This window comes from Pelomonas dachongensis (genome assembly GCF_043555865.1).
Taxonomy (GTDB): Bacteria; Pseudomonadota; Gammaproteobacteria; order Burkholderiales; family Burkholderiaceae_C; genus Pelomonas; species Pelomonas dachongensis.
Window position 1 is genome coordinate 1 of sequence record NZ_JBIGHY010000011.1, and the last position, 26,126, is coordinate 26,126.

A 26,126-nucleotide genomic window follows, 5' to 3' on the forward strand; every position below is an offset into this window, starting at 1 on the left:
CTCAGCCAGCGGAGCGTCGAATAGCCGGTACCAGCGGCAGCGGCCATCGAACCATTAAAAATGGATGTTGGCAGCCAGCCATCCAGCGTTGGTCGATGTGGCGCGGTGGGCGGCTGCTATGGGCACATAGCAGTCGGTCGCAAGTGCGCCGCGAGCGGCAGCAACCAGCCTGAGAAGCCACTCAACCCTTGACAGATCCCAGGTAATCCACGGCCAGGTTCGCCAGCGCGCGCACGCCCACCTCCAGCCCGCGCTCGTCGACGACGAAGCGCGGTGAGTGGTTGGAGAAGGCCTTGGCGGGCTCGATGTCCGGCGGCGTGACGCCGACGAAGAAGAACAGGCCCGGGATCAGGCGCTGGAAGAACGAGAAGTCCTCCGCGCCGGTCGCCTTGGGCACGACCTCGATACCCATGGGCCGCGGACCGGTGCTCGCCACGCGCGTCAGCGTGGGCACCATCTTTTCCGTCAGCACCGGGTCGTTGCGCGTGACCGGGTAGTTCTTCGTGATGCAGACCTTGCACGTCGCCCGCGACGCGGTAGAGATGCCTTCGGCCAGCGTCGTGATTCGCTCGTGGATGGCATCGCGCATGCCCTCGTCGAAGCTGCGGATGGTGCCGCGCATCTCCACCGAGTCCGGGATGATGTTCTCGCGCACGCCGCCCTTGATGGCGCCGATGGTGACGACGGCCGGCTCGCGGTTCAGGTCCAGCGTGCGGCTGACGATGGTCTGCAAGCCCAGCACGATCTGCGCGGATGTGACGATAGGGTCCACACCCAGCCAAGGCGCCGCGCCATGGGTCTGCTTGCCCAGCACGGTGATCTTCAGCTTGTCGCTGCTGGCCATGGTGGGCCCGGGCCGGTAGCCGATGACGCCGGCCGGCTGTCGCGACGTGACGTGCAGCCCGAAGATGGCGCTGGGCGTGGGGCTCTCCAGCACGCCCTCCTTGATCATCAGTGCCGCGCCGCCCTCCTCGCCTTCGGGCGGCATCTCCTCGGCGGGCTGGAAGATGAACTTGATGCTGCCCGGGATCTGCGCGCGCAGCCCGGCCAGGATGCTGGCCACGCCCATCAGGATGGCGACGTGGCAGTCGTGCCCGCAGGCATGCATGACGCCGACCTCCTCGCCGTTCCAGACCGCGCGGGTCTTGGACGCGAACGGCAGGTCGACCTCTTCGGTGACGGGCAGCGCGTCCATGTCGGCACGCAGCGCGACGACCCCGCCCGGCAGACCGCCCTTCAGCAATCCGACGACGCCGGTGTGCGCCACGCCGGTCTTCACGTCGTCGAAGCCCAGCGCCTTCAGGTGCTCGGCCACCAGCGCAGCGGTACGGAACTCGCGGTTGCCCAGCTCGGGGTGCTGGTGGAGGTCCCGCCGCCAGGCGATGACCTGGTCTTGTAGGGCGGCAGCGGCGGCGTCGATCTCGGCAGTCAATGGCATGGTGGGACAGCTTGCCCCAGTTCGGCACGGGTTTTCAAGCCATCAAGTTCAAATCTTGTTGCGCCCACGCACGGATCGCGGCTCGCGCGACAGGCACGGTCAGCGCCAGCTGAATCGCCAGCCAGACGGCGCCGCGTTGTGGTGTCAGACCAAGCCAGGAGGTCACTGCAATGGCCAGCGCGGCCACCACGCCCAGCGCGAGGACGATGCCGAGCCCGCGCCAGGTGTTGCCGCGGCGGCCGCGCAGCCAGGCAGCCACTGCCACGGCCAGCAGCGCATCGCCCATCGCCGCGGCCCAGTTGCCGACGTGGACCGGCTGGGTCAGCCGCGCCATGCACAACCCGAGGCTGAGCCAGGCGGCGATGAACAGCATGGAGCCGAACACCAGCCGGAGTGCCCAGCGCTGCGCGCTCATGCCGCCAGGGGCCAGCCGTTGCCGCCAGTGGAGCGGAGGCGCAATCAGCCACACGCAGGCCATGCCACTCAGCAGCGACAGCCACAGCCCGTAGCCGAGCGCGGCGGGCACGGTGTCATAGGCGCGGCCCCAGTCCAGCCACCGCACGCGCTCGGCGTGCATCTGGAACTGTGGCACGAAGACGAACATCGTGAACGGCAGCGCGCGGGTCTTCTTCTCGCCCATCGGCACCATGCGCCAGACGCGGCTCGGCAGCCGGCGCAGCGCCGGGATGGGGTTCCACTGCGGCAGCGGCGCCCCGCGGCGCACCAGCGACCGGTGCGAAAAAAGCCAGAACGCTGTCACGCCGGCCAGCCCCAGCAACAGCAGCGACTGCAGCGGCGTACGGTGGCTGAGCGCCTGCATGCTGTGCGGCAACGCCAGCGCTGCCAGCACCAGCAGCGCCGGGGGCAGCAGCCATCGCGGCGCACGCCCCTGCCAGGCCAGCCCCATCGCCAGACCGGCGCACAACCCGCACGACAGCAGCGCCACCACGCCGGGCAGCAGGCGCACGCCCCCGGACTGCAGGTCCAGCACCGCCGCCAGCACCAGCGGCCCGGACAGGCCGATGCTGCCCATCCAGCCCAGGTCAAGCAGCAACCGGGCACGCGCCCGCGCGTGGGCAGCCGCCGGTGCGATGCGCCCTTCCCACCGGTGCAGCCGCTCGTGCGCCGACGTGGCCAGCGACACCGCGCCGATGACCAGCAGCAGCGTCTGCAGCCAGCACACCGTCACTGCCAGGCGGTCCATCCGGCCGGGGAACTCGTAGGCCAGCGCGGCCGGCGCCAGCGCCAGGCCGCTGACCAGGGCTGGCAGCAGGCGGGTGAATACCGGCAGATCGGACGCCGGCAACGACTCGTCGCTGGCGTAGCGGGCGGGGCGCGTTGTCGCGTTCATGGAGCCAACTCCTTCAGCAGGGCTTCAGCCATTGCACGCCAGCGCGTTGATGTCACGCCGCGCCCAGGCACGCAACGCCAGGATCGTCATCACCCCGACAAGGCCCGCCTGCACCATCAGCCACACCGCGCCGCGCTGGGGCGTGAGGCCCAGCGCATTCAGGCCGCACAGCATCGCCACGGCGGCCAGCGCAGCGCCGAGCAGGCGGCGCAGGTTATCCAGCAGGCCATCGCTGCAGCCACGCGACCAGAGAGCCACGCTGCTGGTGAGCATCAGGTCGCCCAGCACGGACGCCCAGAAGCCGGCATCGACAGCCGGGTCGCGCCGCAGCCAGATGGTCAGCATCAAGAGGCCCGCGGGGGCATAGGTGAGCAGCGAGCCCCACACCAGCTGGCGCACCCAGCGGCGCGTCGTCAGCCCTCGCGGCGCCAGCCGGTGGCGCCAATGCAGCGACGGGGCACTCAGGTGCAACGCGGCCGCGGTAGCAAGGATGAACAGGCACAAACCGCCACACGCCACGGTCACGACATCGCCAAACGGCTGCCCCCACGCGAGCCAGCCCATGCGGTGGGCGATCAGCAGGACTTGGCTCTGAAAGAAGAAGCCCACGGCGGCCGCCACGGTGTGCCGGACCAAAGGCTCGCCCGCCGCGTTGCGCATCGGCAAGCTGCGCCAGTGGAACAGCCAGTTGGTCAGCCAGTTCCGCCGCCACCGGGCCGGCAGCCGGGGTCGGGGCAGCGGCGACGCCACCACGCGCAACGCATCGGCCCGCACAAGCGCAGCGCCGGCCAGCCCGGCAGCGCCGATGACGAGCAGCGACACCAGCGGCTCGCCACGCACGACCGCTTCGACGCCGCTTGGCCGCAGTAGCAGCGCCAGCACACCAGCAGCCGGCACGACCAGCCAGCGCGGCGCGCGACCGCACCAGCCAAGGCCCAGCACAAGGCCGCCGCACAGGCTGGCCGCCAGCAGCGCCGCCACGCCGGGCAGCGTTTGCACTTCACCAGCATGCGCGTCCAGCACGACCCCGAGCGCCAGCGGGCCGGCGGCGCCGAGCCCCCCCAGTTGCCCCAGCCGGCTCAGCAGCCAGCCGCGCACGACTTCCCGCGAACCGAGCGGCGCCACGCGGCGCTCCCATGGCAGCAGCCGCTCATGCGCGACAGCGGCACTGCGGTTCGCCCCGTAAGCCAACAACAGCGCCTGCCCCCACAGCAGCGGGAATGCAATGCCGACATGGCGCGGGGCCAGGATGGCCAGGCCCGCTGCGATCAGCACCAGCAGACTGCCGGCGGCGGGCAGCCCGCACGTGACGAAGGGCAGATCCGGCCACGGCAGCGCGGCGCCGAGCCGCCTGGCCGCGGCGTAGTACGGGGTTTGTCGCGCAGCCGGATTCATGTGTTCAGCACCTCCAGCAGGTCTTCCATGCCCAGGCCGGCCAAGCCTGCGGCGTCCGGGCGCTGGCGCGCGTCCACCAGCAGCTGCCCGCCCTGCGCCGCGCTCCAGTGCAGCCCCGTCGGGTCGGGCTCGCGGGCGGACACGCAGCGCAGGTGCTCGACCGCCTCGTCCCACTCGATGAACAGCTGCACCCGGCCCTCGCGCAGGAACAGCACGTGGCTGACCACCCGCTCCAGGTCGCTGAGCAAATGGCTGGACACCAGCACCGTGCGCGGCGCGGGCTTACGGCGCAGTGCGAACAGCGCTCGCATGAAGTCGCGGCGTGAGATCGGGTCCAGGCTGGCCACCGGCTCGTCCAGAAGCAGCAGGTCGGGGTCGTGGGCCAGCGCCAGCACCACGGCCAGCTTCTGCTGGTCGCCCAGCGACAGCGCATCGGCGCGCCGGCCCAGCGGCAGGTCCAGGCGCGCCGCCAGCGCCAGCGCGTCAGGCAGATGCACGCCGGGGTAGACGGCGGCCATCTCCTGCAGGTGCTCGTGCCCGTTCAACCGCGCAAACAGATCAGGCGTCTGCGCGGCGTAGCCCAGGCGCTCGCGCACCGCGTCGGTTAGCGTCAGGCTGGGCTCGCCCAGCAGCCGGGCCTCGCCGCCGTCGGGCGTCTGCAGGCCCAGCAGGCAGCGCATCAGCGTGCTCTTGCCGGCTCCGTTGCGGCCCACCAGGCCCACGACAGCACCTTCCGGGACGCGCAGGTCGACGGGGCCCAGCAGCAGCGGGCGTGCCGCGCTCCACTGGCTGTCAGACTTGCGCAGGCTGAGCTGGCGGGCCTCGATGGCGGCGGTCATGGGCGGTCCTTGGAGTCGGGTTGAAGGGCGCGAGCGAGGGCCTGCAAGACCTGCTCTGGCGGGATGCCTAGTTGCCCGGCTTGCTGCGCCAGCGCCTGCAGCGCGGGTTGCAGCAGCGCGAGCCGGTCCGTGCCGGCCGCGGCCGGCTGGGCCTGGGCGGCCACCACCATGCCGACGCCGCGGCGCCGCTCCAGCAGGCCCTCGGCTTCCAGCAGGCTGTACGCCTTGCTGACGGTCATGGGGTTGATAGCATGGCGCTCGGCCACGGCGCGCACGCTGGGCAGCTCGTCCCCGGCGCTCAGCTGGCCACCCGCCACCAGGCGCTGCACCTGCTCCACCACCTGGCGGTAGATGGGCGTGGCCAGTTGCGGCTGGATGTCAAAGGCGACCGGCGACGACATGTGTATTAGTGTATTGCATACTTAATACACTTGGCAACACGCCGTGTCCCTTAGGTGCCCAGCAGCCGCCTCCAGCGGCGTTTCAGGTCCAGCCACTGACGGCCCCGCGAGCGGTCGATGCGCTTCACGTCGATCAGGGTCAGCGCGTCGCCGCAGCCGCTCAACGTGTGCAGGCCGGCGGTATGGCTGGCGCTGGCGAGGTCGCCCGTCAGGCGCTCGATGCCGGCCTCGATGACGACACGCTCGGGCGTCAGCACCGGGAAGCGCAGCAACCGCGTCGCGCCGCCGTAGCCGGTCGAGCTGTCCTGCACCGGCAGCACCAGCACGCCGTCACGGCCCACGAAAGGCCGGCCCGCCGGCCGCGCGCCATCGTGGGCGACGCGCACGGGGTTGGCGGCCAGCGGCGTCCACGGCCCGGTCAGCGACGGCGCGTGCGCCACGTGCAGTTCGCGCTGGTCGCGTCGCTCGCGGCCCACCAGCGCATAGAACATCCACCAGCGCCCGCCGTGCTCCACCAGCGTCGCATCCGCGCCGGGCAGGCCGCGCAGCAGCGCGCACTCGCGCTCCCAGTAGTTCAGCGAGTCGTCGCTGGCGCGGTACAGCGCGATCTCGCCCGCCTGGTAGCTCTCCGGCACCATCCACGTCTCGCCGTCGTGCTCGAAGACCTGCGGGTAGGACAGGTGGAAGGGCCGCGCCAGCACCGTCGCCTGGCCGCGCCAGCGCAGGTCGGCCCGCCCGAAATCGTGGCGCTCGATGTGGGCGCGCTTGGTCCGGTAGTCATAGGCCTCAACGAACACGTGCAACGCATCGCCGCGCACCAAGCCGAACGGATCAGCCAGGTAGCGCCAGCGGCCCGGGTCGGGCAGCCAGGTGATGCGGTCGCGCACGCCGGCCAGCCGGGCGGCGTTCACGTCTGCCACGGCCAGCGGCACGATGCCGACCTGCCAGAAATCGCTGCGGGGGGCCTTCAGCATCAGGCGGCCACGACATCGTCGTCCAGCTGCGGCAGTGGCCGCGTCTGCTGGCTCATCACATCGCGATAGAACGCCAGCGTGTGGGCGACGGCGTTGCCGCGGTCGTACGCCGCCGTGGCGTACGTGACCGTGCGCGCTGCGGGGGGCAGCGCGCGCAGGCGCCCCAGCTCCTCGGCGATGGCACGGCCCAGCGCTGGCGCGTCGTTCACCGCCACCAGCCGGGCCGGCTGACCCGCCAGCATCTCCAGCGGCCCTTGCGTGGCGGTGGACAGCACGGGGCAGCCGGCGCGCATGGCTTCCAGAATGGCCAGCGGGAACGCCTCCTCGCGCGACGGCGACACGAACAGGTCGAAGGCCTGCAGCGCGCGGTCCACGTCGTTGCGGAAACCCAGCAGGCGGATGCGCGCGTCGCCCGCGGCCAGTGCGCGCAGCGCCGCCTCGTCGGGGCCCTCGCCCAGGATGGCCAGCACCGCGTCAGCCGGTGCATGGGACTGGAAGGCGGCGATCAGCAGGTCCATGCCCTTGCTGCGGTGCAGGCGGCCCACGCTGCCCACCAGCAGCTGGCCCGGCGCCAGGCCCAGCTCGGCGCGCAAGTCGGGCGCTGCCGCCACCGCTGCCGGGCTCTCGGGCGCCCAGTTGTAGATGACGCGCGCCATCGGGCCGGCGGCCGGCAGGCTGTCGTGCTGGGCGCGGTTGACGCACACCAGACCGTCCAGCCGACCATGGTGGTGGGCCTTGTAGCCGACGTGCAGCGTGCCGATGCGCATGCCCTGCTGGCTGTACGCAACCGCCTTGCAGGCGGGGCCGAGGTGGCCGTGGCAGATGTCGGCACCCAGCCGGCGCGCCAGTGCGGCCACGCGCCGGCCGCGCAGCAGCGGCAGCCGCAGGCCGTGGAAGCGCACGCCCAAGGCCAGCGCACCGGCCACCGCCGAACCGGCCGCGCCGATGACATGCACGCGGTGGCCCAGCGCGGCCTGCGCGTTGGCGAGATCGATGCAATGCCGCTCGCCGCCGGCGATGCGAGAAGAGAACACGACATGAACCAAAGTGAGCGGTTCGGGAGCAGAGAACATGGTCGGGGCGCTGGGCGATTTCGGTGCACCGCAATCTACGTACGGAAACATTCGGAAACCTTTAGCCAGCTGTACCGGGGCTTGCCGGTGCCCGTCCCGCCAGCCTCGCGACGGCTCACGGTCAGGAAATGCGGGGCGCTCACCCGCCTTTTCAGCGGCTTCGCGGGCTCAAGCCTCCGCAGAATCGGCCGAGTGAAGTCCCTGCAAGCCCTCCTCCTCAGCCTCGCCCTCGTGCTGGCTCCCTTGACGCCGCCTGCCCAGGCCGCCCGCATCAAGGAAGTCGCGTCGGTGGCCGGCGTGCGTTCCAACCCGTTGACGGGCTACGGCCTCATCGTGGGACTGGATGGCACCGGTGACCAGACCACCCAGTCCCCGTTCACCGGCCAGAGCCTGACGGCGATGCTGCAGCAGTTCGGCGTGATCCTGCCGCCGGGCGTGACCATGCAGCCGCGCAACATCGCCGCCGTCATGGTGACGGCTTCGCTGCCGGCGTTCGCCCAGCCCGGTCAGCAGTTGGACATCAACGTTTCGTCCATCGGCAACGCCAAGAGCCTGCGTGGCGGCACGCTGGTGGCGACGCCGCTGCGCGGCGCGGACGGCCAGGTCTACGCCATCGCCCAGGGCAACCTCGTCGTCGCCGGCGCGGGCGCGTCGGCCGGCGGCTCCAAGGTGCAGATCAACCACCTCAGCGCGGGCCGCATCCCCGCCGGCGCGCTGGTCGAACGCTCGGTGCCCACGCCGCTGGCGCAGGGCGAGTTCGTCCAGTTCGACCTGAACAGCAGCGATTTCGCGACCGCCCGGGCCGTCGCCCAGGCCATCAACAAGGCCAAGGGTGACGGCGTCGCGCAGGCACTGGACGGCCGCGTCGTGCGCGTGCGGGCACCCGCCACCCCGGATGCGCGCGTGGCCTTCCTGGCCGATGTCGAGAACCTGGACGTCAGCACCACGCCGGCCGCGGCCCGCGTGGTCATCAATGCCCGCACCGGCTCCATCGTCATGAACCAGGCCGTCACGCTGTCCGCCTGCGCGGTGGCCCACGGCAGCCTGTCGGTGACGATCAGTTCCACGCCGGTCATCAGCCAGCCCAACCCGCTGTCCGGCGGCCAGACCGTCGTCGCGGAGAAGGCCGACATCGCGATCCGGCAGGAGCCGGGCAGCCTGATCCAGTTGCCGGCCGGCGCCCGGCTGCCGGATGTCGTGAAAGCGCTGAGTTCGCTGGGCGCCACCCCGCAAGACCTGCTGGCCATCCTGCAGGCGATGAAGACCGCGGGTGCGCTCAACGCCGAGATCGAGGTGATCTGATGTCCTCCTCCTTCCAATCCATTGCCGGCCAGAGTCTGGGCAGTCTCGACAGCCTGAACGGCCTGAAGGCCCAGGCGTCGCGCGACCCCAAGGCCAGCATCCGCGAGACCGCCAAGCAGTTCGAGACGCTCTTCATGCAGGAAGTCATGAAGAGCATGCGCGCGTCCACGCTGGCCAGCGGCATGCTGGACAACAACGCCACGCAGCTGGGCACCGAGATGCTGGACACGCAGTTCGCCGGCAAGATGAGCGGCCTGCCGGGCGGCCTGTCCGACGCCATCCAGCGCCAGCTGCAGCGCCAGATGGGCGTGCAGGACCTAAGCCCCGAGGCCGTCAAGCGCGCCAGCCAGACGACGCTGGCGCAGGCGCTGCCGGCGCTGGCCACCAAGGGCATTCCCAATCACGTGCAGAGCTTCATCCAGAAGCACGACGCGTCCGCCAAGGCGGCGTCGGCGGCCACCGGCATTCCGGCCAGCTTCATGGTGGCGCAGGCCGCGCACGAGAGCGGCTGGGGCAAGCGCGAGATCGTCGGCGCCGACGGCACCAAGTCGCACAACATCTTTGGCATCAAGGCAACGCCGGGCTGGACCGGCAAGACCGTGGACGTGCAGACCACCGAGTACGTCAATGGCAAGGCGCAGAAGGTGGTGGCCAAGTTCCGCGCCTACGGCAGCTACGACGAGGCGTTCAAGGACTACGCACGCCTGATCGGCACCAACGACCGCTACGCCAAGGTCGTCGCGCAGGCCCAGACCGGCAGCGCCGCCGGCTTCGCCAAGGGCCTGCAGCAGGCCGGCTACGCCACCGATCCGGCCTACGCCGAGAAGCTGGCGAAGACCATCAACACGACCATGCGCGTCCAGCGCGCCATGGCCTAGGAACTGACATGTCCGGCTTGCTCACCCTCGGCGCCCGCGCGATGTTCGCCAACCAGGCGGCACTGCAGACCGTCGGGCAGAACATCGCCAATGCGAACACGCCGGGCTACTCGCGCCAGTCCGTCGTGATGACCACCTCGGCCGGCCAGTTCACCGGTGCCGGCTTCTTCGGCAAGGGCGTGGACATCGAGACCGTCCAGCGCTCACACAACGCCTTCCTGACCAAGGAGGCGGCCACGTCCAAGTCCACCGCGTCGGCCGACGCCACCCGTGCCGAGCAGCTGTCGAGGATGGAGAAGGTCTTCCTGCCGGGCACGGACGGGCTGGGCTATGCCGCCAGCCAGTTCCTGAACGCGATGGTGGACGTGACCAGCCGCCCCAGCGACCCGGCCGCGCGCCAGGTGGCGCTGGGCCGCGCGACCGAGCTGGCCACGCGCTTTTCCAGCGCCGGCCAGCAGCTGACCGACCTGCAGTCCGGCGTCGTCAGCGACCTGCGTGCCGGCGTCACCGTCGTCAACCAGCTCGCGCAGCAGATCGCCACCGTCAATGACCAGATCTCCCGCACGCAGGGCACGGGCCACACGCCCAACGACCTGCTGGACCAGCGCGACCGCCTGGTGACGCAGCTGGGCGAGTACGTCGCCGTGACGACGCTGCCCGCCGACGACGGCAGCATGGGCGTCTTCATCGGCGGCGGCCAGCGGCTGGTGCTGGGCAACCAGGCCTCCACACTGCAGGTCACGACCGATGCCTACGACGCCACGCGCGCGCGCCTGGCGCTCGACGAGGGCGGCCGCATCCGCGCGCTGGACGAGAGCGTCTTGACCGGCGGCTCCATGACCGCACTGCTGTCCTTCCAGAACAACGACCTGCAGGACGCCCGCAACCTGCTGGGCCAGTTGGCGGCTGCCATCGGCACGCGCGTCAACGACCAGAACGCGCTGGGCTTGGACCAGTCCAACCCGCCCGGCGCGGGCGCGCAGATCTTCAACGTCGCCGCGCCGCGCGCGCTGGCGGCCGCCACCAACCTGCGCAACCCCGATGGCAGCTTCGCCAGCGGCGTGCAGGCCACGATCGTCGACGCCGGCCAGCTGCAGGCCGCCAGCTACAAGCTGACCTCGTCGGCGCCCGGTGCCTACGAGCTGACGCGGCTGCCCGACGGCCAGCCCCGCTCGGTCAACGACGGCGACGTCATCGACGGCTTTCGCATCAGCTTCACGCCCGCAGCACCGTCGCCTGGCGAGAGCTTCCTCATCGAGCCCGTCGGCGGCGCCGCGGTCGAGATGCGCCGCGTGCTGGACAGCCCCAACGGCCTGGCCGCCGCCTCACCGCTGACGGCCGCGACCTCGGTGAGCAACGCCGGCACGCTGACCGTGGACAGCGTGTACGCCGTCAAGCAGAGCTTCAGCGCCGGCGTCGCGCCGATGACGCTGACCTTCGGCGCCGCCGACCCGGCCAACCCCACGGCCCTGCCCTACACGCTGACGCTGGCCGACGGCACGGCACTGTCCGGCACCTGGAAGGCGGGCCAGCCCATCGGCAACCAGCCCGAGCTGGGCATCGACCTGGGCTTCGAGCTGCGCACCAACGGCGTGCCGCGCGAGGGGGACAGTGTCACCATTGACCCGACGCGCTACACCAACACCAACAACGGCAACGCCAAGGCGTTTCTGAACATCCAGGCCGACGCCTTCGTGGGCCGGCAACTGCTGCCGGACGGCACCCTGACGGTCGGCACCACCATCAACGACGCCTATGCGGCAGCGATGAGCGAGGTGGGTGCCCGCGTGCAGAGCGCCACCTACCTGTCGGGCGTGTCGACCAGCGTTGCCGTCGATGCCGAGGCCAGCCGCGCCGGCCAGTCCGGCGTCAACCTCGACGAGGAGGCCGCCCGGCTGATGCAGTTCCAGCAGAGCTACCAGGCCGCGGCCAAGATCCTGCAGACGGCGCAATCGCTGTTCGACGAGCTGATGCGCATCGCTCAGAGGTAACCCATGAGACTCTCCACCGCCAACCTCTTCGACGTCTCCATCGCCAATCTGCAGCGTCGCCAGAACACGCTGCAACAGCAGCAGCAACAGCTGACGTCGGGCAAGCGCGTTGCGCTGGCCAGCGACGACCCCACCGGCGCCGCGCGTGCCGAGCGCGCCCTGGCGTCCATCGGCCGTGTCGATGCCAACCAGCGTGCGCTGGAGGCCAGCCGCAACAGCATGACGCTGGCCGAAGGCGCGCTGGGCGATGCCAACGAACTGCTGCAGCAGGCCCGCGAGACCATGGTCTCGGCCGGCAACGCCAGCTACTCCGACGCCGAGCGCAAGGGCCTGGCCAACAAGCTGCAGGGCCTGCGCGACCAGTTGCTGACCATCGCCAACCGGGCCGACGGCGCCGGCGGCTACCTGTTCTCCGGCCAAGGCTCATCCAGCCCGCCGTTCCTGGACCAAGCCGGCGGAGTCAGCTACGTGGGCGTGGCGGGCAGCATCGCGACCGGCAACCTCGAATCCTTCGCGCTGACCGTGGACGGCCGTGGCGCCTGGGAGCAGGCGCGCAGCGGCAATGGCAGCTTCGTCACCGAGGCCAATCCCAACGCCATCGACCCAACCCAGGCCGCCAAGGGCTGGATCGACAGCGGCCGGGTGACCGACCCGACGCTGCTGACGGGCCAGAACTACCGCGTCGACATCTCCGGCACCGCGCCCGCACAGACCTATTCGGTCACCAACCTGGACACCGGGGCCGGCGTGGCCAGCGGCAGCTACGCGTCAGGCCAGGCTATCCAGTTCGACGGCATGGCGGTCGCCATCACCGGCACACCGGTCGACGGCGACAACTACTCCATCGCGCCAGCCACCAACACGCTGAAGGTGTTCGACGTGCTTGACCGCGCTATCAACGAGCTGAAGACCCCGCTGCGCGGCAGTGCCGCCATCCAGCAGAGCAACAGCGGGCGCATCCGCGACATCGACGCCGTGATGGGCAACCTGCAGAACCTGCGCAGCCAGGTCGGTGAGCAGCTCAACAACCTTGACGGCACCGAAACCCGCCTGGCCGCGCTGAAGCAGTACAGCACCGAGGAACGCAGCGCCGCCGAGGACCTGGACATGGTGCAGGGCATCTCCGACTTCCAGAACCAGCAGACCGGCTACGACACGGCGCTGAAGACCTACGCCATGGTGCAGCGCATGTCGCTGTTCGAGTACCTGAGGTAACGCTGCGGACCGCCGGCGCATGCCGGCGGCACGGCGACAGCACGGCGGCGCGTGAAGCTGTCACGATTTGCCGGCTCTGACAGGTGGAGGCCGTGGCAGACTGCCGCATTCACCGCCCCCCGCGCCGCGCCATGTCCGACACCACCCCCGCTGCCCTAGACCAAGCCGTCCTGTCCGGCGTCGCACTGGGCTACGCCCCCGTCATCGACCGCCAGCACGCCATCGCGGGCACGCGGCTGACGCTGGTACCCCTGCGCGCCGACGCCCCCATTGACCACGCCGAACTGCTGGGCGCGCTCACCGCGGCCTTTCCTCAGGGCGGCACGGTGCTGAACCCACAGGGCGAGGTGCTGCTGGCCGCGTTGCTGCAGCAGCCGCCCGCCGAACCCTCGCAGATCGAGGTGCCCGCCTTCATTGCGGCCGACCCCGCCCATGCTGCGGCCATCGCCGCGCTGAAAGGCGCCGGCCATTCGGGCCTGTTGAAGGGACTGCCCGGCGAGCCGCTGCCGGCCGCCGTGCAGGCGGTTTTCAAGCAGGTCGTGCTGGAGCCGGGCCAGAGCGCGCCGGCCGGCATGGGGCTGGTCTGTGCGGGCCTGCGGGGTGCCGCGGCCGTCGATGCCGCGTTCACCGCCGGCGCCCAGGCCGTCATCGGCTGGCCCACGGACGGCGTGTTCCAGCCGGAGCCGGGCGTCAAGAACGAGATCGCGGCCGACCTGCAGGTCATCATGGAGCTGATGTCGCGCGTGGACGAGGGCGAAGACGTCGAGCGCCTGGAGCAGACGCTCAAGCGCGACCCCAGCCTCGCGTTCAAGCTGCTGCGCTACATGAACTCGGCCGCCTTCGGCCTGCCGGTGCAGGTGTCCAGCTTCCGCCACGCCATCATGCTGCTGGGCTACGCGCGCCTGAAGCGCTGGCTGGCGCTGCTGCTGACGACGGCCTGCACCGACCACAACATGCGCCCCATCATGTACGGCGCACTGCGCCGCGGCCTGCTGATGGAGGAACTCGCGCGCGGCATGGACGAGCGCGAGATGCGCGACGAGATGTTCATCTGCGGCCTGTTCTCGCTGCTCGACCACATGCTGAAGGCACCGTTCGAGAAGCTGCTGCAGAGCATCCCCGTGCCCGAGCGCGTGCGCCAGGCGCTGGTGGACGAGACCGGCCCCTTCCTGCCCTACCTGGAGCTGGTGCGCGCCATCGAGGCCGAGTCGGTGTTCGACTACCGCGAGCGCGCCGAGGCGCTGATGGTGGGTGCTGGCGAGATCAACGCCTGCGTGCTGCGCGCGCTGCACAAGGCCACCCAGCTCGAATGAGCGGGATCCCGTCGGCCTGATGTTCGGCTCGCCGCCCCCGCCACCCGCGCTGCTGGAACTCATCGGCGACCCGGTGCTGACACTGCGGGCCGATCTGACGGCCCTGCGCGCCAACCCGGCCGCCCGTGAGTGGCTGGGCAGCGATGCCACCGACGGCTGGCGGCTGCTGCGCCAGGCCGCCGGCAGCCGGCTGGAGACCTGGCTGCGGGATGCCAGCCACGCCGTGGAGACCGGCCGCCCGGTGCCGCCGGCCCCGCCGCTGAAGCTGGCCGATGGTCGCCGCGCCACGCTGCACCTGCTGCGCGAGCGTCCCAACTGGTTGCTGCACGTGCGCCTCAGCGCCGCCGACATCGCCGAGCCGCCGCTGCGCGAGTGGCTGGCGCTGTCGCCGCTGCCGCAGCTGATGGCGGACGCCGCCAGCGGCGCGCTGCTGCGCCTGAACACCGGCTTCGAGCAGCTGTGCGCCGCCGCGCCGCGCCACCTGAACGACTTGCCGGACCTGCTGCAGGCGCTGCTGGGCTGGAACCGCGGCGCCCCGCTGCCGGCGCTGGCGGCGCAGCGCGCGGCGGACGGCCCGCTGATCACCGAGGCAGAGTTCGTCGACGCGCAAGGCCAGCACCGCTGGCTGCAGGCGCGGCTGCGGCTGTGGCGGCAGGACGGCCGCACGCTGCTGCTGGCCGTGCTGGAAGACCAGAGCCTGCTGCACGAACGCGACCTCGCCCACCAGCAGCTGGACGCGTTGATGGACACCGCCGCCGTCGGGCTGGCCACCTTCCAGCCCGAGGGCGGCTGGCTGAAGGCGCACCGCAAGGGCACGCCGTTCAAGAACGGCGCCAAGGCCGTCGTCGGCTCGCTGCAGGGCATCAGCCGCGACATCGTCGAGCCGGGCTCGCTGGCCGAGTTCGAGCGCCTGCAGCGCGCGCTGAAGAAAGGCGATCTGGCCGAGGTGCGCTACGCAGTGCGCCACCCCGAGCTGGGCCGGCGCTGGCTGCTGACGCGCGTGGCGCCCGGCATACTGGCCGGCGGCCGGCGCACGACCTCGGTCGTCACGCTGGACGTGACCGCCCAGGCGCAGGCTGAGAACGCGCTGCTGCTGCGCGCCGAGAGCGAGCGCGCGGTGCTGGACTCGGTGCTGGTGGGCATCGTCACCGTCGGGCCGGATGGCATCGAATGGATGAACCGCTCCGCGCGCCGCATGTTCGGCTGCGAGCTCGCCGACGTGCTGGGCCAGCCCATGGGCGTGCTGGCACCGGAAGACGACGAGCATGCCTTCCACGCCGAGCCCGGCAGCGACGTGTTCGAGTGCCGGCTGCGCGGCCGGGACGGGCGCGAGTTCTGGGTCATCGGCAACGCGGTGCAGACACCGCGCGACGACGGATCCCAGCAGCTGACTTACGCGCTGCTGGACATCGACCGCCGCCGCCACGCCGAGGCGCAGAGCCGGCTGGCGCAGGCATCGCTGGCACGCATCATCGAAGGCGCGCCGATGGCCATCACGCTGCATGAGGCGCAGACGCTGCGCATCGTCAAGCTCAACCAGGCCGCCGCCGCGATGGCCGGCCAAACCGAGGCAGAACTGCTGGGCCACGGCCCGGAGGCGCTGTTCGGCAACGCCCAGGGCGGCCGGGTCGCCAACGACATGCGCGAGGCGCTGGCCTCGCAGTCCGTTGTGCAGCGCGAGTACCAGGTCACGTCCGGCCCCGGCACGCGCATGTGGGACACGCGGCTGCTGCACCTGGCCGGCGTCGGCGGCGACGACGCGCCGGAGCTGCTGCTGCTGGTGGCCAGCGACGTGACCGAGCACCGGGCCGCCGAGGCCGCGCGGCTGCAGGCGGCGATTGCGCAGCGCGAGCTGTTGGTGCGCGAGGTGCACCACCGCATCAAGAACAACCTGCAGGGCGTCGCCGGCCTGCTGCAGCAGATCGCCGCGCGCCGGCCCGAGGTGGCCCCGGTGCTGAAGGACGCAGTGGGCCAGGTGCAGGCCATCGCGCAGGTCTACGGCCTGCAGGTGGGCGCCAGCGGCCCGCTCGTGCTCAAGCGCGTGTTCGACGCCATCGTCGGCTCGGTGCAGCGCGCGCAGGGCCGCGTCGTCACGACCACGGCCGAGGGCGGCGCGCTGCTGGAGGACTGGTGCCTGCCCGAGGCCGAGGCCATCCCGATCGCGCTGAGCCTGAACGAGCTGCTGGGCAATGCGCTGCGGCACGGCAATGGCGGCGACGGCGGCGAGGGCGGGCAGGTGCGCTGCCAGCTGATCTGCGACGCTGGTGGCGTGACGGTGGAGATCGCCAACGCGGGCCGACTGCCCGACGGTTTCCTGCTGCAGAACATCCGCAGCGGCGTGTCGGGCCTGGGCCTGGTGCGCGCCCTGCTGCCGCGGCGCAGCGCCATCTTGAGTCTGGAACAGCAGGACGACGATGTCGTCTGCCGGCTGGAACTGCTTCCACCGAGCGTGGTTCACAATCCGGCCATAAAACCAAGTTCTGGATAGAGGGGCACGGTGAGCAAGGGCAAGATCCTGGTCGTCGATGACGACCGTCTGGTGCTGGCGACGCTGAGTTACGGGCTCACGCAGGCCGGCTTCGAAGTCATCGACGCCGACAACGGCGACGATGCCATCCTGCTCGCGCGCGAGCACCGGCCCGAGCTGGCGCTGCTGGACATCCGCATGGAGGGCCTGACCGGCTTCGACGTGGCGGCCTACCTGCGCGAATACCTGCAGACGCCGTTCATGTTCCTGTCCGCGTTCGCCGACGAGGCGACGGTGGCCAAGGTCAAGGAGCTGGGCGCCGTGGCCTACCTGGTCAAGCCGCTGGACATCTCGCAGATCGTGCCGGCCGTGGAGGCAGCGTTTGCGCGCACCGCGCCCCCCGCAGCGGCGCCGGCCGCGCCGGTGCAGCCGCCGTCCGAAGTACCCGCCCAGCTGGACCCGACGGCCATGGCCGTGGGCGTGCTGATGCACCGCTACTCGCTGCCGCGCGACGAGGCCCTGACCCGCCTGATGGGCCTGGCCGCCGCCGACGGCCACAGCGTGCAGGAGCAGGCGCGCCGCATCGTCGACGCGGTGGAGTTGCTGGCCCGGCCCGGTCAGCGCTGAATCACCCGACTGCGCGGGCGTCGTGCCCTGTGCGGGCCGAGCGCCGGGCCGCTCCCAAGCCGGCCCGTCTGGCGATGTGCGAGCGGGGCCTCCCCCGCGAGCATCGACGTCCCCTCGGGGACCGACCAGCACCGCCTGCGTTCAGCAAGGCGGTCTGGGCGAGAGGTCTCAGTTCAACGTGAAATAGAAGCTGGCGCCTTCGCCCACGGCCGACTCGGCCCAGATGTCGCCGCCATGGCGGCGCACGATGCGCTTGACCAGCGCCAGGCCCACCCCGGTGCCCTGGAAATCGCTGGCGCTGTGCAGGCGCTGGAACACGCCGAACAGCCGCTCGGCGAAGCGCATGTCGAAGCCGGCGCCGTTGTCCGACACGAAGAACACCTGCCGCCCGCCCTGCTCCACGCTCCCGAAGCGGATCTCGGCACGCTCGGCCTTGCTGCTGTACTTCCACGCGTTGCCCAACAGGTTCTCCAGCACCATGCGCAGCAGCGTGGGGTCGCCCTGCACGGTCAGGTCGGGCTCGATATGCAGCGTCAGTTCGCGCTGGGGTGCCGCGCGCTGCAGCTCCTCCATGACATAGCCGGCCTGCTGCGACAGGTTGACCGGCTGGCGCGACAGCGGGCGCGTGGACAGCTGGCTCAGCGACAGCAGCGCGTCGATCATGCAGTTCATGCGCGCCGCGGCGCTCATGACGCGGTCCAGGTGGTCGTTGCCGACCCGATCAAGCCGCGCGCCGTAGTCCTCCTTCAGGATGCGTGCAAACCCCTCAACCACGCGCAGCGGCGCACGCAAGTCGTGCGACACCGTGTAGCTGAAGGACTCGTGCTCGGAGGCCATGTCCGGCTGGGCCGCCGCGGCTGCCCTCGGCGCTTCGGCGCCTTCCGGCCGCGCCGTGCCCACATAGCCGGCGAAATGACCTTGCGCGTCGATGCACGGCAGGCCGCGCAGCTGCCAGCACTTGTCGCCACCGACGCCAGCGACGGCCAGATCGACGATGGGCTGGTGCGCCTGCAGGCGATCGCGCAGGTCCTGCGCGGGGGGGGCCGGCTCGAAGCGCTCCCACAGCAGCTGCGTACTGGCGCCCGCGCCCATCCAGCTGGACGACGGCGCGCCCTGCGGTGCCTGCCAGCGCACCAGGTGGTGCTGCGCATCGGTCGCCCATTGCCAGTCACGCTGCAGCTGCGCCTGCATCAGCAGTTGCTGGCGCAACTCACGCAGCGGTTCGGACAGACGCTGGCGCGTCAACCGCACGCCGACGTGCCAGCCCAACGCAGCGGCGACCAGCAGCAGGCATCCGGTGAAGAAAGCCGTCAGCACCAGCGCCGCATGCACCAGACCGACCTCGCCGCCCCAGACCCGCACCAGCGCCAGCAGCACCAGGGTGCCGAGCATCAGCAGCACGAGTGCAGCCGCGGCCAGACCCAGGACCAGCCAGCGCATCGGCAGTCGCCGCTCCAGGCGGCGCACGGAGGCGCTGTCTTCGCTGAGGCTCTTCATGCGCGGCATTGTAGGCAGCGGCTCCCCGGTATCTGGTGCATATGCACGTCACGGCGATGAGGCTGGAATCTGTGCATTCCTTCGCGCAAGCCCCCCCGTCCGGCCGCGATACATTTGCCAACGTGCGCATCGCCCTGCCCCATGACTGCCAACGACAACGCCGCCCTGCTCGACGCTGAGGCCATCCAGCGCCTGCGCGAGCTCGATCCGACCGGCGGCAACAAGCTGCTGGAACGCGTCGTCGCGGCCTTCAACACGTCCCTGGAACGCCTGCTGCCCGACCTGGCGCAGGCACGCAGCGGCGCGGTGCTGGACCTGGCCGTGGTGCGCCACGTCAGCCACACGCTGAAGTCCTCGTCCGCAAGCCTGGGCGCGACGCGGCTGTCCATGCGCTGTGCCGACATCGAGGCCCGGGCACGCGATGGCCGCAGCGATGGCCTGTCCGAGCAGCTCGACGCTATGCTGCTGGACATCCAACAGGTACGCGTCGCCCTGGCGGCGCTGCTCTGATGTCCAGCCACCAGTCACACCCCGTGATGGACGACCTGCCTGCGCGCCCGCGCGTGCTGCTCGTCGACGACGACGAAGTCAACCTGCTGCTGACGGCAGCGGCGCTGCGCGAGCGTGGTTTCGAGGTCGACGAGTCGCCCAGCGGCAGCGATGCGCTGGGCAAGCTGTCCACGCGCGCGCCGGACGTCGTCGTGCTGGACGCGCTGATGCCGGAGCTGGACGGCTTCGAGACCTGCGCGTTGCTGCGCGCGACGCCCGGCTTCGAGTCGCTGCCGGTGCTGATGCTGACCGGCCTGGACGACGAGGCGTCCATCAACCGCGCCTACCAGGCCGGCGCCACTGACTTCTTCGTCAAGTCGCCGCAATGGAGTCTGCTGGACGGCCGGCTGCGCTACCTGCTGCGCAGCTCGCGCACGCGGCTTGAGCTGGAGCGCAGCAAGGCCAAGCTGGCCCGCGCGCAGGACCTGGCGCGCATGGGCAGCTTCGAATGGCGGCGCGGGCTGGCGGGCAGCTTCTCAATATCCGCCGAAGGCCTGCGCGTGTTCGGCCGCGGCCCGCAGGACCGGCTGGACTTCGCCGGCGTCATGCGCATGGTGGCGCTGGACGACCGCCACGTGTTCCTGCGTTTGCTGCGCGATGTCGTCGCGCACACCTCGGTGCTTATCACCGACCTGCCGCTGACGCTGCCCGACGGCCGCCTGCGCGTGGTCCACATCGAGGCCGAGCCCGAGTTCAACGAGCAGGGCGGCATCAGCGGCTACACCGGCATCCTGCAGGACGTGACCGACCGCCGCCAGGCCGAGGACCGCATCCGCCAGCTCGCGCACTTCGATGCACTGACCGGCCTGCCCAACCGACGTCAGCTGATCTGGCGCGTGGAGCGCGCCATCGAGAGCGCGCGCCGTGGCGGCCACGAGGTGGGCCTGCTGCTGATCGACCTGGACCGCTTCAAGATCATCAACGACACGCTGGGCCACGCGGCCGGCGACGAGCTGCTGATCGAGGTGGGCCGCCGCCTGCGCGGCTGCGTGCGGCACTCCGACCAGATCATGGAAGGCGTGCTGGAAGGGATGGGTAGCCGCAGCCACCGCGGGCTGGAGGCCGTGGGCCGCCTGGGCGGCGACGAGTTCGTCGCACTGCTGCCTGAGGTGGTGGACGAGCGCGATGCCGAGCGCGTCGCGCAGCGCGTGCTGGAGGCCCTGCGCGAGCCCATCTTCGTGGGCGGCCAAGAGTGCTTCGTCACCGCCAGTGTGGGCATCGCCATCTACCCGCGCGATGGCCAGAGCATGGCCGACCTCCTGCGCAATTCCGACGTGGCCATGTACGCCGTCAAGAGCCAGGGCCGCAACGCCTCGGCCGTGTACTCGCCGCAGCTGGCCGGCCACGGCAAGCAGAAACTGGAGCTGGAAAGCGCGCTGCACAAGGCGCTGGAGCGCAACGAGATCGTGCTGCACTACCAGCCCAAGATCGACGTGCGTGCCGGCCGCATGGTGGGCGCGGAAGCGCTGATGCGCTGGAGGCGTGGCGACGTGCTGGTGCCGCCGGCCGACTTCATCCCGCTGGCCGAGGAAACCGGCCTCATCGTGCCGCTGTCCGAATGGGCGCTGAAGGAGGCCGCCCGCCAGGCCAAGCTGTGGCAGCTGCAGTTCGGCTTCGCCGACTCCATCGCCGTCAACCTGCCCAGCCGGTTGTTCGAACGCACCGATCTCGTCGAGCACATCCACCAATGCGTCAGTGCCTATGGCGTGCCGCACCGGTCGATCCAGCTGGAGATCACCGAGAACAACCTGATGAAGGACCTGCAGAACGTCATCCCGTCGCTGCACCGTCTGAACGAGGTCGGTGTCGAGATCTCCATCGACGACTTCGGCACCGGCTACTCGTCGCTGGCCTACCTGACCACGCTGCCGATCTCCGAGGTGAAGATCGACCGCACCTTCGTGCGTGACCTGGGCATCACGCCGCAGAGTTCCGAGGTGGTCACCGCCATCATCGCGCTGGCCCGCGCGCTGGAGTTGCGAGTCATCGCCGAGGGCGTGGAGACGCCGCGCCAGATGGAAGTGCTGCACCGCCTGGGCTGTTCGCTGATGCAGGGCTTCCTGTTCAGCAAGCCCTTGCCGGCCGACGAACTGGAGCGCTGGATCACGGAGGTGGTGCAGCCTCGCAACGCGCCCTGGATCACCGCGATGGACGGCGTCGCGGACACGGCGCGCCGCCCGGGCTAGACGACAGCATGCGGCCCACCCCCGCGCCGGCGCAGATCGCCAAGGCCGCCCTGCAGCGGCTGGCGCAGGCGCGGCTGGAACCCACGCCCGAGAACTACAGCCGCGCCTACGCCATCGAGGCCGGCACGGAGGTCGCCCCCGGCGCCAACGGTGCCATGCCCGAGCGCGTGCAGCAGCTGCTGTCCAAGTTGATCAGCCTGGCCCTGCCCTCCGGCAGCGCGCGCCAGGATCTGCAGGCCGCCTTGCGCGAGCAGCGGCTGGACGAACTGCAGCGCCAAGTCGACAAGCTGCTGGACACCGCCGGCCCCGGCGCCCAGGCGGATGCGCTGGCCCAGGCCATCGACCGACTGGTGCGCGGCCTGGAGCGCGGCGGCAGGCACTGGACGCTGGCGCGCAAGAAGGAAGGCATCAACCGCGTGCTGGAACTGAGCCGCACCGACAGCGGCAAGCTGGTGAAGCGCATGCTGCAGCTGATCGCCAGCTGGGACAAGGACGACGACGGCAGTGGCGTGGAGACCGACGAAGATGGCGGCACACCCAGCCAGTTCTTCGCCGACAGCGCCTTTGCCGACACCGGCCTGCGCGAGCCCGGCGACTTCGTCGACACGCCGGTCGAGACCATCAGCCTGGACCTGCCTGCACCGGTGGACCTCACGCCCTGGCAGGAGATGGGCGGCGAGCTGAACGCCACCGTGCGCCACGCGCTGCGCTCGCCGCAGGCGGAGGCGACGCCGGCCGACGCGCTGATGCGCGAGCTGGACGAAGCCCAGGCCGAGATCCAGGCCCAGGGCGCCAGCCCCGAGCGTGCGCAGCAGATGGCCGCGCTGTGCCAGCGCGCGCGCCACCTGCTCGACCACCGCCGCCACATGTTCGACGCACTCGGCGGCCTGTGCCGCGAGCTGTCGGCGAGCCTGGTGGACCTGGCGGAGGACGATTCATGGTCGCAGGGCCAGGCCGAGGCGATGAACAACACGCTGGCGCAAGGCCTCTCCGGCCGCGGCGTGCGCACGGTGTCGGAGCTGCTGGCCGGCACGCGCCAGCGCCAGCGCACGCTGCGCGACGAGCGCTCCAAGGCGCGCGATGCGCTGAAGGGCCTGATCCAGCGCATGCTGACCGAGCTGGGCGAGCTGGGCCAGCACACCGACCGCTTCCAGAACAACGTCGGTCGCTACGCCGACGCCATCGAGCAGGCCGACTCGCTGGAGAGTCTGGCGGGCACCGTGCGCGAGATGGTCGAGGAGAGCCGCAGCGTGCAAGGGCTGGTGTCGCAGACACAGCAGCGCCTGACGCTGGAGCACGAACGTGCCGCCGCGCTGACGCAGCGCGTGGACGAGCTGGAGGGCGAACTGCGGCGGCTGTCCAACGAGGTCCACACCGACCAGCTGACGCAGGTGGCCAACCGCCGCGGCCTGATCCAGGCCTTCGGCATCGAGCAGGCCAAGGCCGAGCGCGAGTCCACACGCATGGCCCTGGCACTGCTGGACATCGACAACTTCAAGAAGCTCAACGACAGCCTGGGCCACCACGCCGGCGACATCGCGCTGAAGTCGCTGGCCGAGCGCACGCAGGCCTCGTTGCGGCCCGGTGACATGGTGGCACGCTACGGCGGCGAGGAGTTCGTACTGATGCTGCCCAACACCCCGCTGGACGAGGCGCAGGCCGTACTCGTACGGCTGCAGCGCTCGCTGTCGATGGCGCTGTTCAACCACGAGGGCAAGGACGTCTTCGTGACCTTCTCGGCCGGCGTCACGCTGTACCGCCCCGGCGAGACGCTGGAGACGGCACTGGACCGCGCGGACGTGGCGCTGTACGAGGCCAAGCACACAGGCAAGAACCGGGCGTGCATCGCGGAATGAGGCGGTGGACGGCGTTGCTGGCCCTGGCCGCCGGCAGCGCTGCGGCACACGCGCGCGTGCCTTTGTGCGTGACCGACTTCCCGCCTTATGTCAGCGCGGCGGCGCCCGATGGCGGCAGCATCACCGCGCTGGCGCGCCGCGCCTTCGAGTCTGGTGGCCTGGGCGTGCAGACGCTACACGTGCCGTGGGTGCGTGCCTTCGCGATGGCCAGGAACGGCGAGTGCCTGCTGCTCTCGCTGTGGCGCAACGAGGAGCGTGACACCCTGTTCCTGTACTCGCTGCCGGTGACGCGCATGGAGCTGGGCCTGTTCGTGCGCGCCGACCTCGACACGCCGCTGCCGCCGGATGCCACGGTGGCCTATCAGCGCGGCTCCTACCTGCCAGCCGCGCTGGCCGACGGCCGCTACCAGTTGTACGAGCTGGTGGACCCGCGCCCCGGGCTGGAGATGCTCCGGCGCCGCCGCGTCGACGCGGTGATGTCCGAGCGCGCCACCTTCGAGCACCTGCTGGCCTCGCAGCCGCGGGGCGCCGACGACGTTCGCTGGCAAGCGCCGGCGATCGAGGTCAAGAACAGCTACATCGCGATCAGCCGGCACCACCCCCAGGCCGAGGCCTGGCTCGCACTGCTGAACCGCGAGATCCGCCGCTCGGTCAGAAATTGAAGGCCAGGCGCAGGCCGCCCCAGTGGCGGCCCTTGACCATGATGGGCGCCGCCGCCTCCTTCAGCAGCACGAAACGGCCACCGCCCATGTCGCGGCGGTAGGTCTGCAGCAGGAACGGCCGCGCGTTGCGCGCGGACGCCAGGCCGGTGCGGTCGTTGAAGATGCGCCGGTAGCGGCTGTGGGCCGTGTTCCAGACCGTGTCGCCCGGCCGCTGTGGCTGGCAGTACGTGCGGTTGTGTGTCGCGATGTAGCCATTGCGGTCGGCGGCAATGCAGAACACGATCTTGTCGCTGAAGCCCAGCGTCTTCTCCTGCACACCGGGGAACAGGCGGTCACTCAGCTGGCAGAAACGCGTCGTGTGCTGCTGCGGGTTGGTGTCGGCGATGGGCCGGTAGTTCTCGTCGAACAGGTCGGCCTCGCTGATCTGGCCGTCTCGCAGCGCGGCCTCCAGCAGCGCGGAGATCTCGCCCGCCGCCGCCTGCGCGGCGCGGATGAAGGGCATGTCATCGACCTCCACGCCGCTCTCCGCGATCTGCTCGATCAGATCTTCCGACATACGCAGGAAACGGTCGCTGCCATCGAAGGCCACCTTCAGGCTCTGCGACGCGTCGGTCACCTCGCGGCCCAGCTCGTGGGCGTGCTCGTTGAGCAGCTGCATCTGCTGGCCGCTGTGCGCCGCGGAGGCGGCAATGCGCTGCACGTCTTCCTCGACCTCGTGGAAGGCGGCGTGGATCTGGCTGGGCTTGGCGCCCTTCTCGGTCAGCTCGTCACTGAAGCGGTCGATGCGCGTCTGCAGCGTGGCAATGGCACTGACGATGGCCTTGGACGAGGCCTCGACCTGCCCTGCCAGCGCCTTCACGGCCTCGGCAACAACGGCGAAACCACGGCCGGCGTCACCGGCATGCTTGGCCTCGACGGCGGCATTGAAGGCCACCAACCGGGTCTGCAGCGAGATCTTCGTGATCTCGGCGGCGGCCTCGGACACCTGGGCCAGCGTGCTGGCCATCCCCACCACCTCGCCGCCTACGACGCCCAGCGCACCACGTGCGCGCTGCACGGCGGCCGAACTCTGCGCCGTGGCGGTGGCGATGGCCGCCTGAGCCTGGCTGATCTGGTCGAGCTGCTGGGCCAGCGCCTGCATGGCCTGTCCCTGCGCCTGCACCACGCGCTGCGTGTCTTCCAGCGCGCCGCGCACCTCGGCGGCGTCCTTGCCCACGGTGGAAATGGAGCGCGACAGCTTCTTGACGACGTTCAACGCCGCGCTGTCATCGCGCCGGACGGGCTCCTCCCGAACGGTCTGCGCAGACGCCGAGACTCCGGCCTTGGGCCACCTGAACATGCGTTTGTCCCCCGCTTATAGGCTGGGGCCGCCGCTGTCAGCCGCCCCTCAGATCACCAGTCGCGCAGCTTAACGCGCAACCTTGCGATGGACTGACTGTGCAGCTGGCACACGCGCGACTCCGTGACCTTGAGCACGGCCGCGATCTCCTTGAGATTCATGTCGTGCTCGTAGTACATGCTCATCACGTACTGCTCGCGCTCGGGCAGGTTCTTGATGGCGGCCACCAGCGCCTCGCGCATGCGGTGGTCCTGCAGCTGCGCCATCGGGTTGGCGCTTTCGTCGGCGACGTGGCGGTCAAGGTAGTCGTTGTCGCCGTCGTCGCCCGACATGTCTTCCAGGTACACCAGCTGCGTGCCGCGCACCTTGCCCAGCAGCTCCTGGTAGTCGGCCAGCGACAGGCCCATCTCCTTGGCGATCTCCTCCTCCTTCGGCGCGCGGCCAAGCTTCTGCTCGACCTTGTGCACCGCGGCCTCGATCTCGCGCTGCTGGCGGCGCGTGCCGCGGCTCATCCAGTCGCCGCCGCGCAGCTCGTCGAGCATGGCGCCGCGGATGCGCTGCGTGGCGAAGGTCTCGAACTGCACGCCCTGTTCGGCGTCGAAGCGGGACAGCGCATCGGTCAGGCCGATGAGGCCGACCTGGATGAGGTCGTCCACCTCCACGTTGGCCGGCAGCTTGGCGATCATCTGGTGCGCCAGGCGTCGGACGAGCGGGCTGTACTGCTTGATCAGCGTGCTGTTGTCGAGGCGGCCTTTGGGCGTGTACATGTTCTG

The 26,126-nt window shown here is 70.6% G+C and carries 21 protein-coding genes; 11 read left to right on the top strand and 10 right to left on the bottom strand.

The window, feature by feature from the left end; all coding sequences use genetic code 11:
• Positions 1–181 precede the first annotated feature (181 nt).
• The 7 genes from ACG02S_RS22710 to ACG02S_RS22740 are packed head-to-tail and all read right to left on the bottom strand — an operon-like array spanning position 182 to position 7,432.
• Positions 182–1,438, bottom strand: coding sequence for an amidohydrolase (locus ACG02S_RS22710; protein ID WP_394472781.1), 1,257 nt, complete (start codon positions 1,436–1,438; stop codon positions 182–184).
• Positions 1,439–1,472: 34 nt separating this feature from the next.
• Positions 1,473–2,789, bottom strand: a complete 1,317-nt coding sequence (locus ACG02S_RS22715) for a hypothetical protein (RefSeq protein WP_394472782.1) — start codon at positions 2,787–2,789, stop codon at positions 1,473–1,475.
• 24 nt (positions 2,790–2,813) lie between these two features.
• Entirely contained in the window at positions 2,814–4,184 is a 1,371-nt protein-coding gene (locus ACG02S_RS22720; protein WP_394472783.1) for a hypothetical protein, read from the bottom strand.
• Positions 4,181–5,023 (bottom strand): ABC transporter ATP-binding protein, encoded by an 843-nt coding sequence (locus tag ACG02S_RS22725; RefSeq protein WP_394472784.1) that lies wholly within the window; start codon positions 5,021–5,023, stop codon positions 4,181–4,183. The genes ACG02S_RS22720 and ACG02S_RS22725 overlap by 4 nt, the downstream gene beginning before the upstream one ends.
• Positions 5,020–5,424, bottom strand: coding sequence for a GntR family transcriptional regulator (locus ACG02S_RS22730; protein ID WP_394472785.1), 405 nt, complete (start codon positions 5,422–5,424; stop codon positions 5,020–5,022). Before ACG02S_RS22730 ends, ACG02S_RS22725 begins: the two co-directional genes overlap by 4 nt.
• A 50-nt stretch (positions 5,425–5,474) precedes the next feature.
• The gene (locus tag ACG02S_RS22735) at positions 5,475–6,398 is read right to left on the bottom strand and encodes a glucosamine inositolphosphorylceramide transferase family protein (protein WP_394472786.1); all 924 of its coding nucleotides are present in this window, start codon (positions 6,396–6,398) and stop codon (positions 5,475–5,477) included.
• The gene (locus ACG02S_RS22740; protein ID WP_394472787.1) at positions 6,398–7,432 is read right to left on the bottom strand and encodes a glycosyltransferase; all 1,035 of its coding nucleotides are present in this window, start codon (positions 7,430–7,432) and stop codon (positions 6,398–6,400) included. Before ACG02S_RS22740 ends, ACG02S_RS22735 begins: the two co-directional genes overlap by 1 nt.
• 231 nt (positions 7,433–7,663) lie before the next feature.
• Between ACG02S_RS22740 and ACG02S_RS22745 the strand changes: the two genes are divergently transcribed.
• The 7 genes from ACG02S_RS22745 to ACG02S_RS22775 all read left to right on the top strand — a co-directional run bounded on the left by ACG02S_RS22745 (position 7,664) and on the right by ACG02S_RS22775 (position 17,264).
• Entirely contained in the window at positions 7,664–8,773 is a 1,110-nt protein-coding gene (locus ACG02S_RS22745; protein ID WP_394472788.1) for a flagellar basal body P-ring protein FlgI, read from the top strand.
• Positions 8,773–9,651: a flagellar assembly peptidoglycan hydrolase FlgJ gene (gene flgJ, locus ACG02S_RS22750; RefSeq protein WP_394472789.1), complete on the top strand. Its 879-nt coding sequence runs from the start codon at positions 8,773–8,775 to the stop codon at positions 9,649–9,651. Before ACG02S_RS22745 ends, flgJ begins: the two co-directional genes overlap by 1 nt.
• Before the next feature lie 8 nt (positions 9,652–9,659).
• Entirely contained in the window at positions 9,660–11,642 is a 1,983-nt protein-coding gene (gene flgK, locus ACG02S_RS22755) for a flagellar hook-associated protein FlgK (protein WP_394472790.1), read from the top strand.
• A 3-nt stretch (positions 11,643–11,645) separates the two neighbouring features.
• Entirely contained in the window at positions 11,646–12,857 is a 1,212-nt protein-coding gene (gene flgL / locus ACG02S_RS22760; protein WP_394472791.1) for a flagellar hook-associated protein FlgL, read from the top strand.
• Between the two features lie 131 nt (positions 12,858–12,988).
• Complete coding sequence (locus ACG02S_RS22765; RefSeq protein ID WP_394472792.1) at positions 12,989–14,170, top strand: EAL and HDOD domain-containing protein; 1,182 nt, start codon at positions 12,989–12,991, stop codon at positions 14,168–14,170.
• 19 nt (positions 14,171–14,189) lie between these two features.
• Positions 14,190–16,658 carry a PAS domain-containing sensor histidine kinase gene (locus ACG02S_RS22770; RefSeq protein ID WP_394472793.1) on the top strand — a complete coding sequence of 823 codons (2,469 nt, stop codon included), beginning with the start codon at positions 14,190–14,192 and terminating at the stop codon, positions 16,656–16,658.
• 9 nt (positions 16,659–16,667) lie between these two features.
• Positions 16,668–17,264, top strand: coding sequence for a response regulator (locus ACG02S_RS22775; protein ID WP_394472794.1), 597 nt, complete (start codon positions 16,668–16,670; stop codon positions 17,262–17,264).
• Positions 17,265–17,432: 168 nt separating this feature from the next.
• On the opposite strand, the gene ACG02S_RS22780 is transcribed toward ACG02S_RS22775, so the two are convergent.
• The gene (locus ACG02S_RS22780) at positions 17,433–18,761 is read right to left on the bottom strand and encodes a sensor histidine kinase (protein WP_394472795.1); all 1,329 of its coding nucleotides are present in this window, start codon (positions 18,759–18,761) and stop codon (positions 17,433–17,435) included.
• 141 nt (positions 18,762–18,902) lie between these two features.
• Between ACG02S_RS22780 and ACG02S_RS22785 the strand changes: the two genes are divergently transcribed.
• From ACG02S_RS22785 to ACG02S_RS22800, 4 genes are read left to right on the top strand one after another with little or no spacing between them, the layout of a single operon-like run.
• Positions 18,903–19,271 (top strand): Hpt domain-containing protein, encoded by a 369-nt coding sequence (locus ACG02S_RS22785; RefSeq protein ID WP_394472796.1) that lies wholly within the window; start codon positions 18,903–18,905, stop codon positions 19,269–19,271.
• Between the two features lie 26 nt (positions 19,272–19,297).
• Positions 19,298–21,496, top strand: a complete 2,199-nt coding sequence (locus ACG02S_RS22790; protein ID WP_394472797.1) for a putative bifunctional diguanylate cyclase/phosphodiesterase — start codon at positions 19,298–19,300, stop codon at positions 21,494–21,496.
• 8 nt (positions 21,497–21,504) lie between these two features.
• Complete coding sequence (locus ACG02S_RS22795) at positions 21,505–23,352, top strand: GGDEF domain-containing protein (RefSeq protein WP_394472798.1); 1,848 nt, start codon at positions 21,505–21,507, stop codon at positions 23,350–23,352.
• On the top strand, positions 23,349–24,014 hold the full coding sequence (locus ACG02S_RS22800; RefSeq protein ID WP_394472799.1) for a substrate-binding periplasmic protein: 666 nt from the start codon (positions 23,349–23,351) through the stop codon (positions 24,012–24,014). The genes ACG02S_RS22795 and ACG02S_RS22800 overlap by 4 nt, the downstream gene beginning before the upstream one ends.
• Here ACG02S_RS22800 and ACG02S_RS22805 read toward each other — a convergent pair.
• Entirely contained in the window at positions 24,004–25,353 is a 1,350-nt protein-coding gene (locus ACG02S_RS22805) for a methyl-accepting chemotaxis protein (RefSeq protein ID WP_394472800.1), read from the bottom strand. The two genes, ACG02S_RS22800 and ACG02S_RS22805, sit on opposite strands and share 11 nt — an antisense overlap.
• A 53-nt stretch (positions 25,354–25,406) precedes the next feature.
• Positions 25,407–26,120, bottom strand: coding sequence for an RNA polymerase sigma factor FliA (locus tag ACG02S_RS22810; RefSeq protein WP_394472801.1), 714 nt, complete (start codon positions 26,118–26,120; stop codon positions 25,407–25,409).
• Between the last annotated feature and the right edge of the window lie 6 nt (positions 26,121–26,126).